16 protein-coding genes and 2 tRNA genes are annotated in these 14923 nt (G+C 69.7%); 13 read left to right on the plus strand and 5 right to left on the minus strand.

Features of this window, described 5'->3' with window-relative positions; translation table 11 throughout:
* Positions 1-58: 58 nt before the first annotated feature.
* A tRNA-Gly gene (locus tag ACTIE9_RS12930) sits at positions 59-129 on the minus strand.
* Positions 130-278: 149 nt separating this feature from the next.
* Between ACTIE9_RS12930 and ACTIE9_RS12935 the strand changes: the two genes are divergently transcribed.
* A tRNA-Pro gene (locus ACTIE9_RS12935) sits at positions 279-355 on the plus strand.
* A 45-nt stretch (positions 356-400) separates the two neighbouring features.
* Positions 401-1759: a trigger factor gene (gene tig / locus ACTIE9_RS12940; protein ID WP_439565977.1), complete on the plus strand. Its 1359-nt coding sequence runs from the start codon at positions 401-403 to the stop codon at positions 1757-1759.
* On the opposite strand, the gene ACTIE9_RS12945 is transcribed toward tig, so the two are convergent.
* A complete protein-coding gene (locus ACTIE9_RS12945; RefSeq protein WP_439565978.1) occupies positions 1756-2355 on the minus strand; it encodes a GNAT family N-acetyltransferase in 600 nt (199 codons plus the stop codon). The genes tig and ACTIE9_RS12945 overlap by 4 nt on opposite strands.
* A gap of 69 nt (positions 2356-2424) precedes the next feature.
* Between ACTIE9_RS12945 and ACTIE9_RS12950 the strand changes: the two genes are divergently transcribed.
* From ACTIE9_RS12950 to ACTIE9_RS12960, 3 genes are all read left to right on the plus strand, one after another.
* Positions 2425-3012, plus strand: a complete 588-nt coding sequence (locus tag ACTIE9_RS12950) for a hypothetical protein (RefSeq protein WP_439565979.1) — start codon at positions 2425-2427, stop codon at positions 3010-3012.
* Between the two features lie 106 nt (positions 3013-3118).
* Positions 3119-3706 (plus strand): ATP-dependent Clp protease proteolytic subunit, encoded by a 588-nt coding sequence (locus ACTIE9_RS12955; protein WP_439565980.1) that lies wholly within the window; start codon positions 3119-3121, stop codon positions 3704-3706.
* Between the two features lie 47 nt (positions 3707-3753).
* Positions 3754-4419, plus strand: a complete 666-nt coding sequence (locus tag ACTIE9_RS12960; protein ID WP_439565981.1) for an ATP-dependent Clp protease proteolytic subunit — start codon at positions 3754-3756, stop codon at positions 4417-4419.
* Between the two features lie 72 nt (positions 4420-4491).
* Here ACTIE9_RS12960 and ACTIE9_RS12965 read toward each other — a convergent pair whose 3' ends face one another.
* The 3 genes from ACTIE9_RS12965 to ACTIE9_RS12975 form a co-directional block, all read right to left on the minus strand.
* Positions 4492-5136, minus strand: a complete 645-nt coding sequence (locus ACTIE9_RS12965) for a copper resistance CopC family protein (protein WP_439565982.1) — start codon at positions 5134-5136, stop codon at positions 4492-4494.
* A gap of 13 nt (positions 5137-5149) precedes the next feature.
* On the minus strand, positions 5150-5851 hold the full coding sequence (locus tag ACTIE9_RS12970) for a YcnI family copper-binding membrane protein (protein ID WP_439565983.1): 702 nt from the start codon (positions 5849-5851) through the stop codon (positions 5150-5152).
* A 115-nt stretch (positions 5852-5966) separates the two neighbouring features.
* A complete protein-coding gene (locus tag ACTIE9_RS12975) occupies positions 5967-6584 on the minus strand; it encodes a hypothetical protein (RefSeq protein WP_439565984.1) in 618 nt (205 codons plus the stop codon).
* Positions 6585-6769: 185 nt separating this feature from the next.
* On the opposite strand from ACTIE9_RS12975, the gene clpX reads away from it, so the two are divergent.
* The 8 genes from clpX to ACTIE9_RS13015 form a co-directional block, all read left to right on the plus strand.
* Positions 6770-8050 carry an ATP-dependent Clp protease ATP-binding subunit ClpX gene (clpX, locus tag ACTIE9_RS12980; protein WP_439565985.1) on the plus strand — a complete coding sequence of 427 codons (1281 nt, stop codon included), beginning with the start codon at positions 6770-6772 and terminating at the stop codon, positions 8048-8050.
* Positions 8051-8092: 42 nt separating this feature from the next.
* Positions 8093-8617 (plus strand): pyridoxamine 5'-phosphate oxidase family protein, encoded by a 525-nt coding sequence (locus ACTIE9_RS12985; RefSeq protein WP_439565986.1) that lies wholly within the window; start codon positions 8093-8095, stop codon positions 8615-8617.
* A 206-nt stretch (positions 8618-8823) separates the two neighbouring features.
* Entirely contained in the window at positions 8824-10044 is a 1221-nt protein-coding gene (locus tag ACTIE9_RS12990; protein WP_439565987.1) for an ROK family protein, read from the plus strand.
* Entirely contained in the window at positions 10041-10994 is a 954-nt protein-coding gene (locus tag ACTIE9_RS12995; RefSeq protein ID WP_439565988.1) for a carbohydrate ABC transporter permease, read from the plus strand. The genes ACTIE9_RS12990 and ACTIE9_RS12995 overlap by 4 nt, the downstream gene beginning before the upstream one ends.
* Entirely contained in the window at positions 10987-11814 is an 828-nt protein-coding gene (locus ACTIE9_RS13000) for a carbohydrate ABC transporter permease (protein ID WP_439565989.1), read from the plus strand. Before ACTIE9_RS12995 ends, ACTIE9_RS13000 begins: the two co-directional genes overlap by 8 nt.
* 69 nt (positions 11815-11883) lie before the next feature.
* Positions 11884-13128 carry an ABC transporter substrate-binding protein gene (locus tag ACTIE9_RS13005; RefSeq protein ID WP_439565990.1) on the plus strand — a complete coding sequence of 415 codons (1245 nt, stop codon included), beginning with the start codon at positions 11884-11886 and terminating at the stop codon, positions 13126-13128.
* Positions 13129-13212: 84 nt separating this feature from the next.
* Positions 13213-14346: a glycoside hydrolase family 15 protein gene (locus ACTIE9_RS13010; RefSeq protein ID WP_439565991.1), complete on the plus strand. Its 1134-nt coding sequence runs from the start codon at positions 13213-13215 to the stop codon at positions 14344-14346.
* Positions 14343-14923 (plus strand): hypothetical protein (locus tag ACTIE9_RS13015; protein ID WP_439565992.1); only part of this gene is annotated, 581 nt, incomplete at its 3' end. The genes ACTIE9_RS13010 and ACTIE9_RS13015, both read left to right, overlap by 4 nt.

A 14923-nucleotide genomic window follows, 5' to 3' on the forward strand; every position in this document is an offset into this window, starting at 1 on the left:
GGGCGAACCCCGAAATTGGGGGTTCACCCGTCCACGATGTCGTGAGACATCACACTCGAGGGGCTGACGGGAATCGAACCCGCATCATTAGTTTGGAAGACTAAGGCTTTACCACTAAGCTACAGCCCCGCAACGGGCCGAAACCTCGCGCAGCCTCTAGGGTAACGCATCGGAGCGGGCACCCAGTGGAGGGGCCCGACGACTCGGCTAGACTTGCCGAGGCCATTTTTCGAAGCGACGCCGCGTCGTGACGCTGACGTGGTCCACGGTCACGGTTTCGGGGCGTAGCTCAGCTTGGTAGAGCGCCCGCTTTGGGAGCGGGAGGCCGCAGGTTCAAATCCTGTCGCCCCGACCAGCACCCTCGCCCACGAACTCAGCACACATATTCAGGAGAACCCCTTTGGTCCAGTCCACGGTCGAGAAGCTCAGCCCGACGCGCGTCAAGATCGCGATCACCGTCACCCCCGACGAGCTGAAGCCGAGCATCCAGCACGCCTACAAGCACATCGCCGAGACGGTGAACATTCCGGGCTTCCGCAAGGGCAAGGTGCCGCCGCCCATCATCGACCAGCGCGTGGGCCGTGCCGAGGTGCTCAACCACGCCGTGAGCGAGGGCCTCGACGGCTTCTACCGCGCCGCGATCGCCGAGCAGGGCCTCCGCGCCCTCGGCCGGCCGCAGGCCGACATCGCCGAGTGGCCGAGCGAGAAAGATTTCTCGGGCGACCTGCTGGTGACCGTCGAGGTGGATGTTCGCCCCGAGTTCGAGATCCCGAAGTACGACGGCCTGAAGATCGAGGTCGACGCCACCGATGTGACCCCCGACGAGGTCGAGGCCGAGCTCGAGAACCTGCGCAGCCGCTTCGGCACGCTCGTGACGGTCGACCGCCCCGCCGCGAAGGGCGACTTCGTGCAGCTCGACCTGATCGCCACGGTCGCCGGCACCACGGTCGACACCGCCAACTCGATCTCGTACGAGCTCGGCTCGGGCGAGCTCATCGACGGCATCGACGACGCCGTCGAGACCCTCACCGCGGGCGAGACCACGACCTTCGAGTCGAAGCTGCTCGGCGGCGACCACGAGGGCGAGATGGCCCAGATCGAGGTCACGGTTATCTCGGTGAAGGAGCGCGAGCTGCCCGAGGCCGACGACGACTTCGCCCAGATCGCCAGCCAGTTCGACACGATCGGCGAGCTGCGTGCCGACCTGCGCGAGCAGCTGCTGAAGCAGAAGTCGTTCGGGCAGGGCGCGCAGGCGCGCGAGAAGCTGCTCGCCGCGCTGCTCGAGAAGGTCGAGATCCCGGTGCCCGACGCGCTCGTCGAGAACGAGGTGCACCGCCACCTCGAGAACGAGGGTCGGCTGGAGGACGACGAGCACCGCGCCGAGGTGACCGAGTCGAGCACGACCACGTTCCGCACCCAGATCTTCCTCGACGCGCTTGCCGAGAAGGAGGAGGTCAAGGTCAGCCAGGACGAGCTGACGCAGTACCTCATCCAGGGCGCCGCGCAGTACGGCATGGAGCCGGGCGAGTTCATCAAGATCCTCGACCAGAACGGCCAGATCCCCGGCATGGTCGGCGAGGTCGCCCGCTCGAAGGCGCTCTCGGTCGCCCTCAGCAAGGCGAAGGTCGTCGACTCCACGGGCAAGGCCGTCGACCTGACCGCGTTCACGGCCGCTGCCGTCGCGCCGGTCGCCGAGGCGATCGACACCGACGACCACGCGGGTCACGACCACGACGACCACGAGGGGCACGACCACTAGGTCAGCGTCAGTCCCATGATCAGCCCGCCATCGGGCTCTACCGCCACGGGTGCGAACCCGAGGTGCTCGTAGAAGCCGATGGCGGGCTCGTTCGTTCTCGAGACGCCGAGGTGCACCCCCGGCACCCCGCGCTCGCGCAACTGGTCGGCGAGCCGGTCGATGAGGGCGCGGCCCAGGCCCTGACCCTGGGCCCGCGGCAGCAGGTTGATGTGCAGATGCGCGGGATACCGGCCCGTGATGGATGCGGGGGTCGCCTCGGGCGCGTGGATCAGCGCGACGAGGTGCTGGTCGCGATCGCGGCGCGGGGCCTGCAGGGGGTGCCGGTCGCGCAGCGCCGGCCACCACATCCGCTCGCACCACGACTCGAATGCCGCGGTATCGGCGGTGGCGACGAGGTACCCGGCGGGGCCGTCGTTATCGACGACGATCGTGCAGAGCGATGGATCCGCGATGAGGTGCGGCGCCGCCCAGAGAGCCGCGAGCAGCGTGGGCTCGTCGTACTGGCCGCTCGCGTCTGACCCGTCGTCGCCGGTGAGCGTGCAGATCGTCTCGACGTCGCGGAGGTCGGCAGGCGTGGCAGGGCGCAGCGAGACCATGCGACCACTGTACGGGCGGGTAGTTCTTGCTCATTGCCCCCGCGGCCGGGCCAGGAGTAGCGTCACCGCATGACCCGCACCCGCACTTTCGCCCCCGCTCTCCTCGCCGCCTCGCTGCTGCTCAGCGGGTGCGCGGGCTCCATCGACACCTCGGGCGCTGTGCGCGTCGACGATGGTGCGCCGACGACGATCAACGCCGCCGAGCTGGCGATCGCCGCCGAGGGCGTCGTCGCCGAGCAGGGCTTCACGGTCGACATCGACTGCGGTGCCGACGATGTGCCGTTCGTCGTCGGCACCTCGCTCGAGTGCGCGGCGTTCGACGAGGCGACCGAGACCTCCGGCGCTTACACCGTCACGATCTCGAGCATCGACGGCACCGACTACGTGCTCGACGTGGTCGGTTCGGAGGTCGCGCCGACCCCGCCCGCCGAGAGCGCGTTCGAGACCGCGGCCGCGTTCGCAGGCCTAACCGCCGATGCGCTTTCCGGCCCGCTCGGCGAGACGCCCGTCGTCGACTGCGGCACGGCCGACATCGAGATCTTCACCGGACAGGAGGTGCGCTGCGCCTACGAAGCCTCGTCGGGCAGCGGCATCGTCATCGCGACGGTCACGTCGTTCGACGGCTCGTTCTACGAGATCTCCGTCGTCGAGGAGTAGGTGTCGGCGCCGGCCGACGACTCGTGCTCTGCCCACGGCGAACACGGCCGTTCGCGCATGCTCGCTTGGGTAGATTCGAAGCACGAGACGAACAGGAGCTCTCCCCATGGCTGAACCGGCAATGCCGAACAGTGTTTTCGACCGACTGCTGAAAGACCGCATCATCTGGCTGGGGTCGGAGGTGCGCGACGAGAACGCCAACGAGATCGCGGCGAAGCTGCTGCTGCTCGCGGCGGAGGACCCCGAGAAAGACATCTTCCTCTACATCAATTCGCCCGGTGGCTCGATCACGGCGGGCATGGCGATCTACGACACCATGCAGTTCGTGCCCAACGACATCGTCACCGTCGGCATCGGTATGGCGGCCTCGATGGGGCAGCTGCTGCTGACGGCCGGCACGAAGGGCAAGCGCTACATCACGCCCAACGCCCGCGTGCTGCTGCACCAGCCGCACGGCGGCTTCGGCGGCACGGCGAGCGACATCCAGACGCAGGCGCAGCTCATCACCGACATGAAGCACCGCCTCGCCGAGATCACGGCTGCTCAGACGGGCAAGACCGTCGAGCAGGTCAACGCCGATGGCGACCGCGACCGCTGGTTCACCGCCGAAGAGGCGCTGGCCTACGGCTTCGTCGACCACATCCGCGCCTCGGCCTCCGACATCGTCGGCGGCGGCGGCACGGGCGACAAGTAGCGGCCGAGAAGCCAGCGGCCTTGACGAGAGACGAGAGAGACGCACCCATGGAACTTCCCACCTTCGGCGCCGCGAACCCGATGATGCCGAGCAGCCGCTACATCCTGCCCAGCTTCGAAGAGCGCACGGCCTACGGCTACAAGCGTCAAGACCCCTACGCGAAGCTGTTCGAAGACCGCATCATCTTCCTCGGCGTGCAGGTCGACGACGCCTCGGCCGATGACGTGATGGCCCAGTTGCTCGTGCTCGAGTCGCAAGACCCCGACCGCGACATCGTCATGTACATCAACAGCCCCGGCGGCTCGTTCACGGCCATGACGGCGATCTACGACACGATGCAGTACATCCGTCCGCAGATCCAGACGGTCGTGCTCGGTCAGGCGGCCTCCGCCGCGGCCGTGCTGCTCGCGGCGGGCACCCCGGGCAAGCGCCTCGCCCTGCCGAACGCGCGCGTGCTCATCCACCAGCCCGCGACGGGCGATGCGGGGCGCGGCCAGGCGAGCGACATCGAGATCCAGGCGAAAGAGATCGCCCGTCTGCGCGAGTGGCTCGAGGTCACGCTCTCGAAGCACTCGAACCGCACGGTCGAGCAGGTCAACAAAGACATCGATCGCGACAAGATCCTCATCGCCGACGAGGCTCTCGAGTACGGTCTCATCGACCAGGTGCTCACGAGCCGCAAGACGGTGACGGCGGCCATCACCGCCTCGTAAGGTTCGCGCACGACGAGAGCCCCGCATCCTGAAGGAAGGATGCGGGGCTCTCGCATGGAGGCGGCCTGCGAGTCAGGTGCCGCTCGAGGCCTCCGGTGCGGCCGCTGCCTCGGTGTCGACGGCCTCCGCGCCGGAGCGGCGCCGCAGGATCAGCGCGACGACGACCGCGAGCACGACTGCTCCGACGACCAGGCCGACAATGACCCCGATCACGGTCGAGGCCTCGTCAGCGGGCGCGGAGCCGGGGTCGCCGACCGCGTCGCCGGCCGCGGTCGCGCCGCAGTCTGGGGCCGTCGCGACCCCGGCCTGTGCTTCCGTGCCCGTGGACGGTTCGTAGCGGAAGCTCAGCTCGTCGGAGATCGTGTGCCCGTCGCCCGAGATGGCCTGGTAGGCGAGGGTGTACTCGCCCGCAGGCCCGAGAGCCCCGGTCATCGCCATCGACGGGCCTTGCACTGAGACGCACCCGTCGCCGTAGAAGAGCCCGCTCTCGTCGCTCACCTGCATGACGAATCCGGCACCCTCGCCCGTCAGGTCGAGCAGCGCCTCATTCGTCGTGATGACGAAGAACTCGGGCACCGTGGTGAGCGTCTCTCCCTCGGCCGGCGTCGACGACACCACGTAGTTGTGGGCCGCGGCCGGCAGCGCGGGCACGAGCGCCAGCGCTGCGGCGGCCAGTGCCGCCGGCGCGATGAGGGTCAGGGAGATGCTGCGTCGCATGGTCGACTCCTCGCTAGCGGGTGGCCTGCACCGAGCGGCGGGTCAGCACAGCGGCCGTGATGCCCGCGATGCCGATCACGATGCCGAGAACCCCGATGATGCGGGCCACGAGGTCGATCGAGCCCTCGGTCGAAGCGGCGTCGGCCGTCACATCGCCGGCGGTGTCGGCATCCGTGCCGTGGTCGCCTCCGTGCCCGTCGCCCTCGACCGCGGCGGCGGTGAGGGTGATGGCGGGAACGTCATCGCCCTCCCACACGGCCGTGCCCTCGGTGCAGGTCTGCGTGACGGGGAACTCGACCACGTCTCCCGCCTCACCGGCGGGCAGCTGCAGCGACAGCTCGAAGGTGTCGCGGAAGCCCTCGGCGAGGCCCCCGCTCGTCGAGGTGTAGACGACCTGGCCGATGCGCTCCGTGATCGGGTCTCCGCCGTACTCCGACTCGATGGGCTCGTCGAGCGGCACGGCGACCTTCTCGACCGTCCACAGCGGGTTGACCGTGGGCGTGACGCTCACGATCGACTCGGGGATGTCGATCGTCACGACCTGGGTCGGCGAGCCTTCGCAGCCGTGCGGCACCGAGAAGGTGACGACGGTGCGCGAGCCGGCCGCCGTGCTCGTGGCCCCGGCGGAGACGTGGGCCTGCGCGGCCGTCGGAACAGCGAGAGCGATGATGGCGCCCGCCGCGAGAGCGGCGGAGATGCGGGTGATGTGCTTCATGGCAAGAGTCCTTGTCGATCAGTGAAGAGGGATGCGCCGGGCTCGGGCGCGCCCGGTCGGGCGCGCGCGACGAGCGTCGTCGACGCGGAGGGAACGTGCGGAGTACGGCGAGAGGTCAGCGCGCCGTCAGCGCGGGAGGCCCTCGGCGATCGGGCAGCCGCAGCAGGTGGGGGGAGAGAGCGGAGCGCTGGTCGCCGACGGGAGCGACGCGCGGCAGTCCGGCCGGTGCCGGGAGAGCGACGGCCGGGTCGAGCACCCGGGCGAGCGCCAGCATCAGGGCGGCGGCGACGGCATCGATCGCGCTGAGACCGTGGCGCAGCATCCCGTAGGCGATGAGAGCCGCGCCGAGGTGCGTGACCACCATCGCGATCGCGGGGGCCGAGGGCGAAGCCGTGACGGGGTCGACGAGCGTCATCGTCATGCCGTGGGCCGTGTGAGCGCTGCCGACGGCCGTGCCGGTCGTGCTTGCGCCGAAGAAGGCGAAGAGCGAGTGGAACACCGCCTGGTCGATGGCCACGCCGATCGCGGCCCGCGCGCGCGTGAGCCGGGTGCCGACGACGCCCATGCCGATCGCGCTCGAGACGAGCAGAGCGAGAGCGACGGCGACGATCGACGGAGTGCCGCCGCCCGCGGCGGCGTGAGCCGTGGCCGCCATCACGACCGACACGATCGCGACGATGCCCGCGGCCGCGATGCGGCGTCGGCGCTCGTCGAGACGATCGGTCGTGGTCATGGCCCCTCCAGGGTACGGTGCCCGTGCTGGGCGTCTGATCAGTTTTCGGAGCGGAGTGGCAGATCGACGGGTCGAGCCGCGACACCCGGGCGGTGGGCGGTGCGCGCCGAACGTCGTTCCGCCGCGTTAGGCTCGCTGCGGGGCCGGTTCGTGAGGATTCTGGTCCGTGAACGAGGGGTGAGGCCATGGCTCGCATCGGAGAAAGCGCCGACCTGCTCAAGTGCTCCTTCTGCGGGAAGAGCCAGAAGCAGGTTCAGCAGCTCATCGCGGGCCCCGGCGTGTACATCTGCGACGAGTGCGTCGAGCTGTGCAACGAGATCATCGAGGAGCGCCTCGCCGAGTCGAACGATTCCGAGGCGGCCGAGTTCGATCTGCCGAAGCCGAAAGAGATCTACGCCTTCCTCGAGGAGTACGTCATCGGCCAGGTCGCGGCGAAGAAGTCGCTCTCGGTCGCGGTGTACAACCACTACAAGCGCATCCGGGCCCGCCAGACCATCACGGCGGCCGACCAGCTGGCCGACGACGTCGAGATCGCCAAGAGCAACATCCTGCTCATCGGTCCCACCGGGTGCGGCAAGACCTACCTCGCGCAGACGCTCGCGAAGCGCCTCAACGTGCCCTTCGCTGTCGCCGACGCCACGGCACTCACCGAGGCGGGCTACGTCGGCGAAGACGTCGAGAACATCCTGCTGAAGCTGCTGCAGGCGGCCGACTTCGACGTCAAGCGCGCCGAGACGGGCATCATCTACATCGACGAGGTCGACAAGATCGCCCGCAAGGCCGAGAACCCGTCGATCACGCGCGACGTCTCGGGCGAGGGCGTGCAGCAGGCGCTGCTGAAGATTCTCGAGGGAACGGTCGCGAGCGTTCCTCCGCAGGGCGGGCGCAAGCATCCGCATCAGGAGTTCATCCAGATCGACACCACGAACGTGCTGTTCATCGTGGCCGGTGCGTTCGCGGGGCTCGAAGACATCATCAGCCAGCGCGCGGGCAAGCGCGGCATCGGTTTCGGGGCTCCGCTGCACGACAAGTCGCTCGAGAAGAACCTGTTCAGCGAGGTGCTGCCCGAAGACCTGCACAAGTTCGGCCTCATCCCCGAGTTCATCGGCCGCCTGCCCGTCGTCACCACGGTGACACCGCTTGATCGCACCGCCCTCATCGAGATCCTCACCACGCCGAAGAACGCCCTCGTGCGGCAGTACCAGCGCATGTTTGAGATCGACGGCGTCGAGCTGGAGTTCGAACAGGATGCTCTCGACGCGATCGCCGACCTCGCCGTGCTGCGCCAGACCGGTGCGCGCGGCCTGCGGGCGATCCTCGAAGAGGTGCTCGGGCCGATCATGTTCGAAGTGCCGTCGCACGACGATGTCGAGCGCATCGTCGTGACCCGCGAGGCCGTGATGGAGAACGCCGCGCCCACGATCGTGCCGCGCCGCATCGCTCCGCGGCGCGAGAAGTCGGCGTAGCGGCTCTGCCGGTTCGCGCCTGACCAGGGCTACCCTGGCGGCATGAGCGAGACCCTACGCGACCGACTGCGGGCGCTGCCCGCCTTCCCCGCCGAGCTGCCCGAGTTCGACCCCGCGACCGCACCCGCGAACGCGCACGAGCTCTTCCTGCAGTGGCTCGACGACGCTCTCGAGCGCGGGGTCATGCAGCCCCACGCCTGCACCCTCTCGACCGCGGGGCCGACGGGGCACGTCACCGCCCGCACGCTCATCCTGAAAGATCTCGTCGACGGCCAGTGGGTCTTCGCGGGAGCGCGCTCGACCCGCAAGGGCATCGATCTCGCCGCCAACCCGAGTGCGGCGCTCACGTTCTACTGGCCCGAGGTGGGTCGGCAGGTGCGCGTGACGGGTGAGGTCGAAGAACTGCCGAGCGAGGTCGCCGCGGCAGACTGGGCCGCCCGCCCCGCCGTGACCGAGTCGCACAACCCCGACTGGGCCGCCTGGGCGCTTACCCCTACCGAGGTTGAGTTCTGGCAAGCGCGCCACGACCGGCAGCACGTGCGGCACTGGTACCGCGCCGCGCCCTAGGCAGCGCCTCCGCGCGCTCGCCTTGCGATCGCATCTCCACAATTCAGGAGTCCTGGCTTCTGCTCGCCCTTCTGCGCCCCCGCCCCGGCGTGTCGCGAGCTCACCGCGTCGTCGACTCCTGAGTTGTGGAGACTGCGGCACGGGGTGTTGACATCCTTCTGAACTTCATTCTATGGTTTGTTTAGTTCTGAAGTAAGGAAAGAGCAATGGCGCTTCGCCCGATGGCACGCACCGACGTCAACCGGTCCGCGATTCTCGCGCACCTGGGGGCCCACGGCCCCGCGTCGCGCGCCGAGCTCGCCCGCTCGCTCTCGCTGTCGCCGGCGCTCATGACGCAGCTGTCGAAAGACCTCATCTCCGACGGGCTCATCCGCGAGCTCGCGCACCAGGCCAGCCAGGGCGGCCGCCCTGCGCGCATGCTCGGGCTCGTGGCGAGCGCGGGTCGCGCTGTCGGCGTCAAGGTCGCCGCCGACCATCTCGCGTTCGTCGAGGTCGGCATCGACGGCACCGTGGGCCGCACCGCGAGCGAGCCCTTCGACGCGGCCGCGAGCACCATGCTCGCCGTGCTCGCCGACCGTCTGCGCCGCTTCATCGCCGGGGGAGCCGACACCCCGTTGCTGGGCATCGGCGTCGGGGTTCCGGGCGACGTGGATGCTCAGGGCACCGGCGTCGTCAACTCGACCCAGCTCGGCTGGACCAATGCGCCGATCGGAGCGAGCCTGCGGCGTGAGCTTGGGCTGCCCGTGCTCGTCGAGAACAACGTGAACGCCGTCGCGATGGCCGAGCGGCTCTACGGCCTCGGCCGTCGACACAGCAGCTTCCTCGTCGTCACGATCGGCACGGGAATCGGTGCCGCGATCGTGGTCGATGGCGTGATCGTCCGCGGCACGCGCGGCGGTGCCGGTGAGATCGGTCACATCCCCGTGCGCGAAGACGGGCCGCGGTGCAGCTGCGGCAACCGCGGCTGCCTCGAGACGTTCATCAGCGAGGGCGCCCTCGTGCGCATCGCCCGCGAGCGCGGCGTGATCGCCGCCGACGCCGGCATCACCGCCCTGCGCGACGCGGCAGCCGCCGGCGACACGGCGGCCGCCACGGTCTTCAGCGAAGCGGGGCATCTGCTCGGGCGCACGCTCGCCGGCCTCGTGCACGCGCTTGACCCCGAGATCATCATCCTGCTCGGCGAGGGCACGACCGACTGGGCGCACTGGTCGTTCGGTTTCGAGCCGGCCTTCCGCGCCGCGCTCATGCCCTCGCGCCGCGGTGTCGCGGTCGCGGTCGAGAGCTGGCAAGACGACAGCTGGGCTCAGGGGGCCGCGACCCTCGTGCTCGCGACCCCGTTCGACGCCGACGGCGTCGCCGGCGAGCAGGGCGACCTGGTTCGCCAGCGTCTCGTCGAGCAGGCCTCCCCGCAGGGAGACGCCTCGTGAGCGTATCGACCCTGCAGACGAGCCTCGTCGACCGCGCCCCGGTCGCCCCCGTCACCGCTCCGGTGCGGGGCCCGCGGAAGCGGGGGTGGCGCTACGGCCTGACCGTTGCCGCCTTCCTCCTGCCGAGTGCCGTTCCGCTCATGCTCTTCGTGCTCGTGCCCATGGTCGCGGCGGCGTGGATCAGCCTGAACGACTGGAACCTCATCACGCCGATGCAGTTCGTCGGCGTCGACAACTTCGTGCAGCTGCTGAACGACCCGCGCACGGCATCCGTGTTCGGCAACACCCTGTACTACATCGTCGGGTACCTGCCGCTCGTGTACGTCGGCGGGCTGCTGCTCGCTCTCGGGCTCAACCGCGCGCTCAAGGGCCGCGCGTTCTGGCGCGGCATCTACTTCCTGCCCGTCGTCACGAGCTGGATCGCCGTGGCGATCGTGTGGCGCTGGCTGCTCAACCCGAGCAACGGCGTGGTCAACACGGTGCTCGGCTGGGTCGGCATCGACGGCCCGGGCTGGTGGACCGAGCCGGCGTGGTCGATGCCCTCGATCATCCTCGCGAGCGCGTGGAAAGACCTCGGTTTCGTCATGGTCATCCTGCTTGCGGGCCTGCAGGCCATCAACCCCGACCTCTACGACGCGGCCAAGGTCGACGGTGCGAACGCCTGGCAGCGGTTCCGCAACGTGACGCTGCCGATGCTGAGCCCGAGCACCTTCTTCGTCGTCGTCATCTCGCTCATCAACGGCTTCCAGGTCTTCGACCAGGTCTACGCCATGACGGGCGGCGGCCCGGCGGGCTCGAGCCAGGTCGTCGTGCAGCAGATCTACGACCTCACGTTCCGCTACGGCGCGGCCGGCGAGGCGGCGGCGCTCTCGTGGATGCTCTTCGCCGTCATCCTCGGCGTCACCGTCGTGCAGATCATCGGCCAGAAGCGGTGGGTGCACTATGCGTGAGCGCACCACGAGCCGCACGAGCTGGGTCGTGCTGCACATCGCGATCATCCTCGGCGCCCTGGCGATGTTCTTCCCCTTCCTGTGGACGTTCATCACCTCGATCACCCCTGGCGCGGGCTTCTCCATCACCCCGCAGCTGTGGCCCGAGAACCCCTCCTTCGAGGCGTACGCGACGCTCTTCACCGAGCGGCCCTTCGCCCGCGTCGTGCTCAACAGCCTCATGCTCGCTGTCATCACGACAGTGGTGCAGCTGTTCACGAGCGCCACGGCGGCCTACGCCTTCAGCCGGCTGCCGTTCCGGGGGCGGGGCGTGGTCTTCGCGGTGTACCTCGCGACGATGATGGTGCCGCTGCAGGTGCTCGTGGTGCCGCTCTTCGCCGAGCTCAAGGCATTCGGGCTTCTCAACACCTACCTCGGCGCCCTGCTGCCGACCTTCGCGAGCGCTTTCGGCATCTTCCTGCTGCGGCAGGCGATCAACCAGGTTCCGCGCGAACTCGACGAGGCGGCGACGCTCGACGGTGCGGGTCACTTCCGCATCTTCTTCTCGATCGTGCTGCCGAACATCAAGCCCGCGCTCGCGACGCTCACGATCTTCGCCTTCATGGGTAGCTGGAACAGCTTCCTCTGGCCGCTCATCGTGCTGCGCGACCCCGAGCTGCAGACGCTGCCGATCGCGCTCGCGGGCCTGCAGGGTCAGTACACGACCGCGTGGGACATCGTCATGGCCGGCTCTGTCGTGAGCATCCTGCCGATGCTCGCGCTCTACATCTTCGCCCAGAAGTACATCATCCAGGGCGTCGCCAGCTCGGGGATCAAGTAGTCCCCGGGAATCACCCCATCCGAAAGATCCGCACCACCGGTACCGAATATCAAAGGAGATAGCACTCACATGAAGCGTTCACTCATCGCCGCGGTCGGCATCGCCGCCGCGTCGGCCCTGGTTCTGGGGGGCTGCTCGACCGAGCCCGCCGCGAGCGACGGCCCCGTCACCATCACCTACAGCAACTTCATCTCGGCCGGTGGCAACGAGGAGAACCTCGCCGCCATCGTCGAGGCCTTCGAGGCCGAGAACCCGGACATCACGGTCGAGGTCGAGACGCTGCCCTACGGCGACTACTTCACGGCGCTCCAGACCGACCTCGCCGCCGGAACGATCGCCGATGTCGTCGACACCGACTTCGGGTTCTTCCAGACCCTGGCCGACTCGGGAGCGCTCGCGCCCCTCGAGATCGCGAACCCCGAGGCCTACCGCGAGTCGCTCGTCGAGGCCTACTCGCGCGATGGCGTGAGCTACGGTCTGCCGAGCTCGTTCTCGGCTGTCGTGCTCTACTACAACGCCGATCTGTTCGACCAGGCCGGCCTCGAGTACCCGACGGCCGACTGGACGTGGGAGGACGAGCAGGCCGCCGCTGAGGCGATCACGGCGCTCGGCGACGGCATCTGGGGCAGCCACCAGCCGGTGTCGTTCTTCGAGTACTACAAGGTGCTCGCGCAGAACGGCGAGTCGTTCCTCAACGACGACCGCACCGCGGTGGCCTTCAACACCCCGGGCGGCATCGAGGCGGCCGAGTGGCTCGTGAACAAGAGCGGCACGGTCATGCCCACGATCGAGCAGGGTCAGGGCACGCCCGACTTCGACACGAACCTGTTCGTCGAGGGCAAGCTCGGCATGCTGCACACCGGCATCTGGGTGTTCGGCGCCGTCGCCGACGTTCCCTTCACCTGGGACATCGCGGTCGAGCCCGGCAACACGCAGCAGGCCAGTGGCGTCTTCTCGAACGCGGTCGGCGTCTCGGCCACGTCGGAGAACATCGAGGCGGCGACCCTGTTCGCCGAGTTCCTGACCTCGTCGCAGACCATGGTCGACATCCGGCTCGAGTCGGGCTGGGAGCTTCCGCCGATCAGCGACGAGTCGCAGCTCGCGGTCTACCTGACGAAGGACAACCCGGCCAACCGCCAGGCGGTCTTCGACTCGCTCGACGGCATCGCGATCCAGCCGATCGTGGCGACGGGCCAGCAGGAGATGCAGGACATCATGAATGAAGAGCTCATCGAGGCTCAGGCTGGCCGCAAGTCGGTCGCCGACGCCCTGGCGAGCGCGGAAGAGCGCATCAACGCCGTCATCGGCGGCTAGTCCAGCCCTTCACCCGGAGCGGGGTTACGGCGGGCGAAGGCCCCCGGAACCCCCACCCCCGGCACCCCCCCCAGGGCCCTCCACATGAACACCACCACGGACCTCGACGCCGTCGCGGCCCTCGCGGCCCGCAGCGTCGCTCTCATCGAGAGCCTGCAGCACCCCTCGGGTGCCTACCCCGCGAGCCCCACCTTCTCGGCCTACCAGGGCTACAGCTGGTTCCGCGACGGGGCCTTCATCGCCGACGGCATGTCAGCCGCGAGCGCCGTCGAGAGCGCATCGCGCTTCTTCGACTGGTGCGACCGGATGCTCGCCGAGCGCCGCGAGCAGATCGCCGAGATCGTCGCCGCTGAGGCCGCCGGCACCCCCTTGCCCGATGAGGCCATGCTCGCCACCCGCTTCACCCTCGACGGAGTCGAGGGCTCCGACGACTGGTGGGACTTCCAGACCGACGGCTACGGCACCTGGGTGTGGGCCGCGGTCGCGCACGCGCGCCGGCACGGGCTGAGCCTCGAGCGCTGGCAGCAGGGCATCCGCCTCAGCGTCGACTACCTGCTCGCCACGTGGCGCCGCCCCTGCTACGACTGGTGGGAGGAGCACCGCACCGAGGTGCACGTGTCGACTCTCGGCTGCGTGATCGCCGGGCTCGAGGCGGCCGCCGATGCCGACGCGCTCGAGCCGGCCGCCGCCGACGCCGCACGGGCCGCCGCCCTCGAGGCGCGCGCGCTCATCGCCGACCGCGGACTGCACGATGGTCACCTCGCGAAGTGGCTGGGATCGACCGAGGTCGACGGCTCGCTCGCGGCCGTCATCGCGCCTCTTGGGGTCATCGAGGCGACGAGCCCGCTCGGCCGCGCCACGATCGCGGCCGTCGAGTCGGCGCTGAGCGTCGACGGCGGCGTGCACCGCTACCTTCTCGACACGTTCTACGGCGGCGGCCAGTGGCCCCTGCTCACCTGCTTCCTCGGGCTCGCCCACCACGCTGCGGGCGACCGCGCGAGCGCTCTGCGGCTGCTGCACTGGGCGGCCGGCACGGTGACGGCCGAGGGGTTGCTCCCCGAGCAGGTCGACGACCACCTGCTGGCGCCGGAGCGGCGGCAGGAGTGGCTCGACCGCTGGGGTCCCGTCGCGACTCCGCTGCTGTGGAGCCACGCGATGCTCGTGCGGCTCGCCGTCGAGGTCGGCATCCCCGTCGCACCCGCGGGGGTGCGCGCGTGATCCGCCACCGCCCCTTCGGCTCCGGCCACCCCTACTCGGTCGACACCGAGCAGCGCAGCCCGGTCGACCCCGTCGCGGGCGAGCCGCTGACGCTCGGGGTGCGCGTCACTCCCGAGGTGGATGCCGTGGCGCTGCAGTGGGACGACGGCGCGTCGATCACCGAGCTGGCCCTCGACCGCACCGAGCGCCGCTCGCGCGGGCAGGCCGTCGACGGCGGCCACCTGGCGAGCGCGCAGGCCCGGTTGGCGCGCGCCGCGCGCGGCTTCGCCGTGACCCTGCCGGCCGGCGACGCTCGACTGGCAGCCGGCTGCGCCGCCCGCTACCGCTTCGTCGGCGGCCCCGCCGCGGCCCCGAGCGGCCAGAGCACCCGCTGGTTCCCCGTGCGCGTCGCGGGCTGGCGAGCCGCGCCCGACTCCGCGGTCGCGGTCGACCCCGGCGCCGGTCTCGTGCCCGGCAGCGTCGAGGTGCTCGACGACGGCGAGCGCGTGCGGCGCGTGCGGTTCGCGCTGGCGCTCGCCCCGGGCGAGCACGTGGCCGGGTTCGGCGAGCGCTTCGACGCGCTCGACCACCGTGGGGC

The organism is Microcella sp. (assembly GCF_051860105.1).
Taxonomy (GTDB): Bacteria; Actinomycetota; Actinomycetes; order Actinomycetales; family Microbacteriaceae; genus Microcella.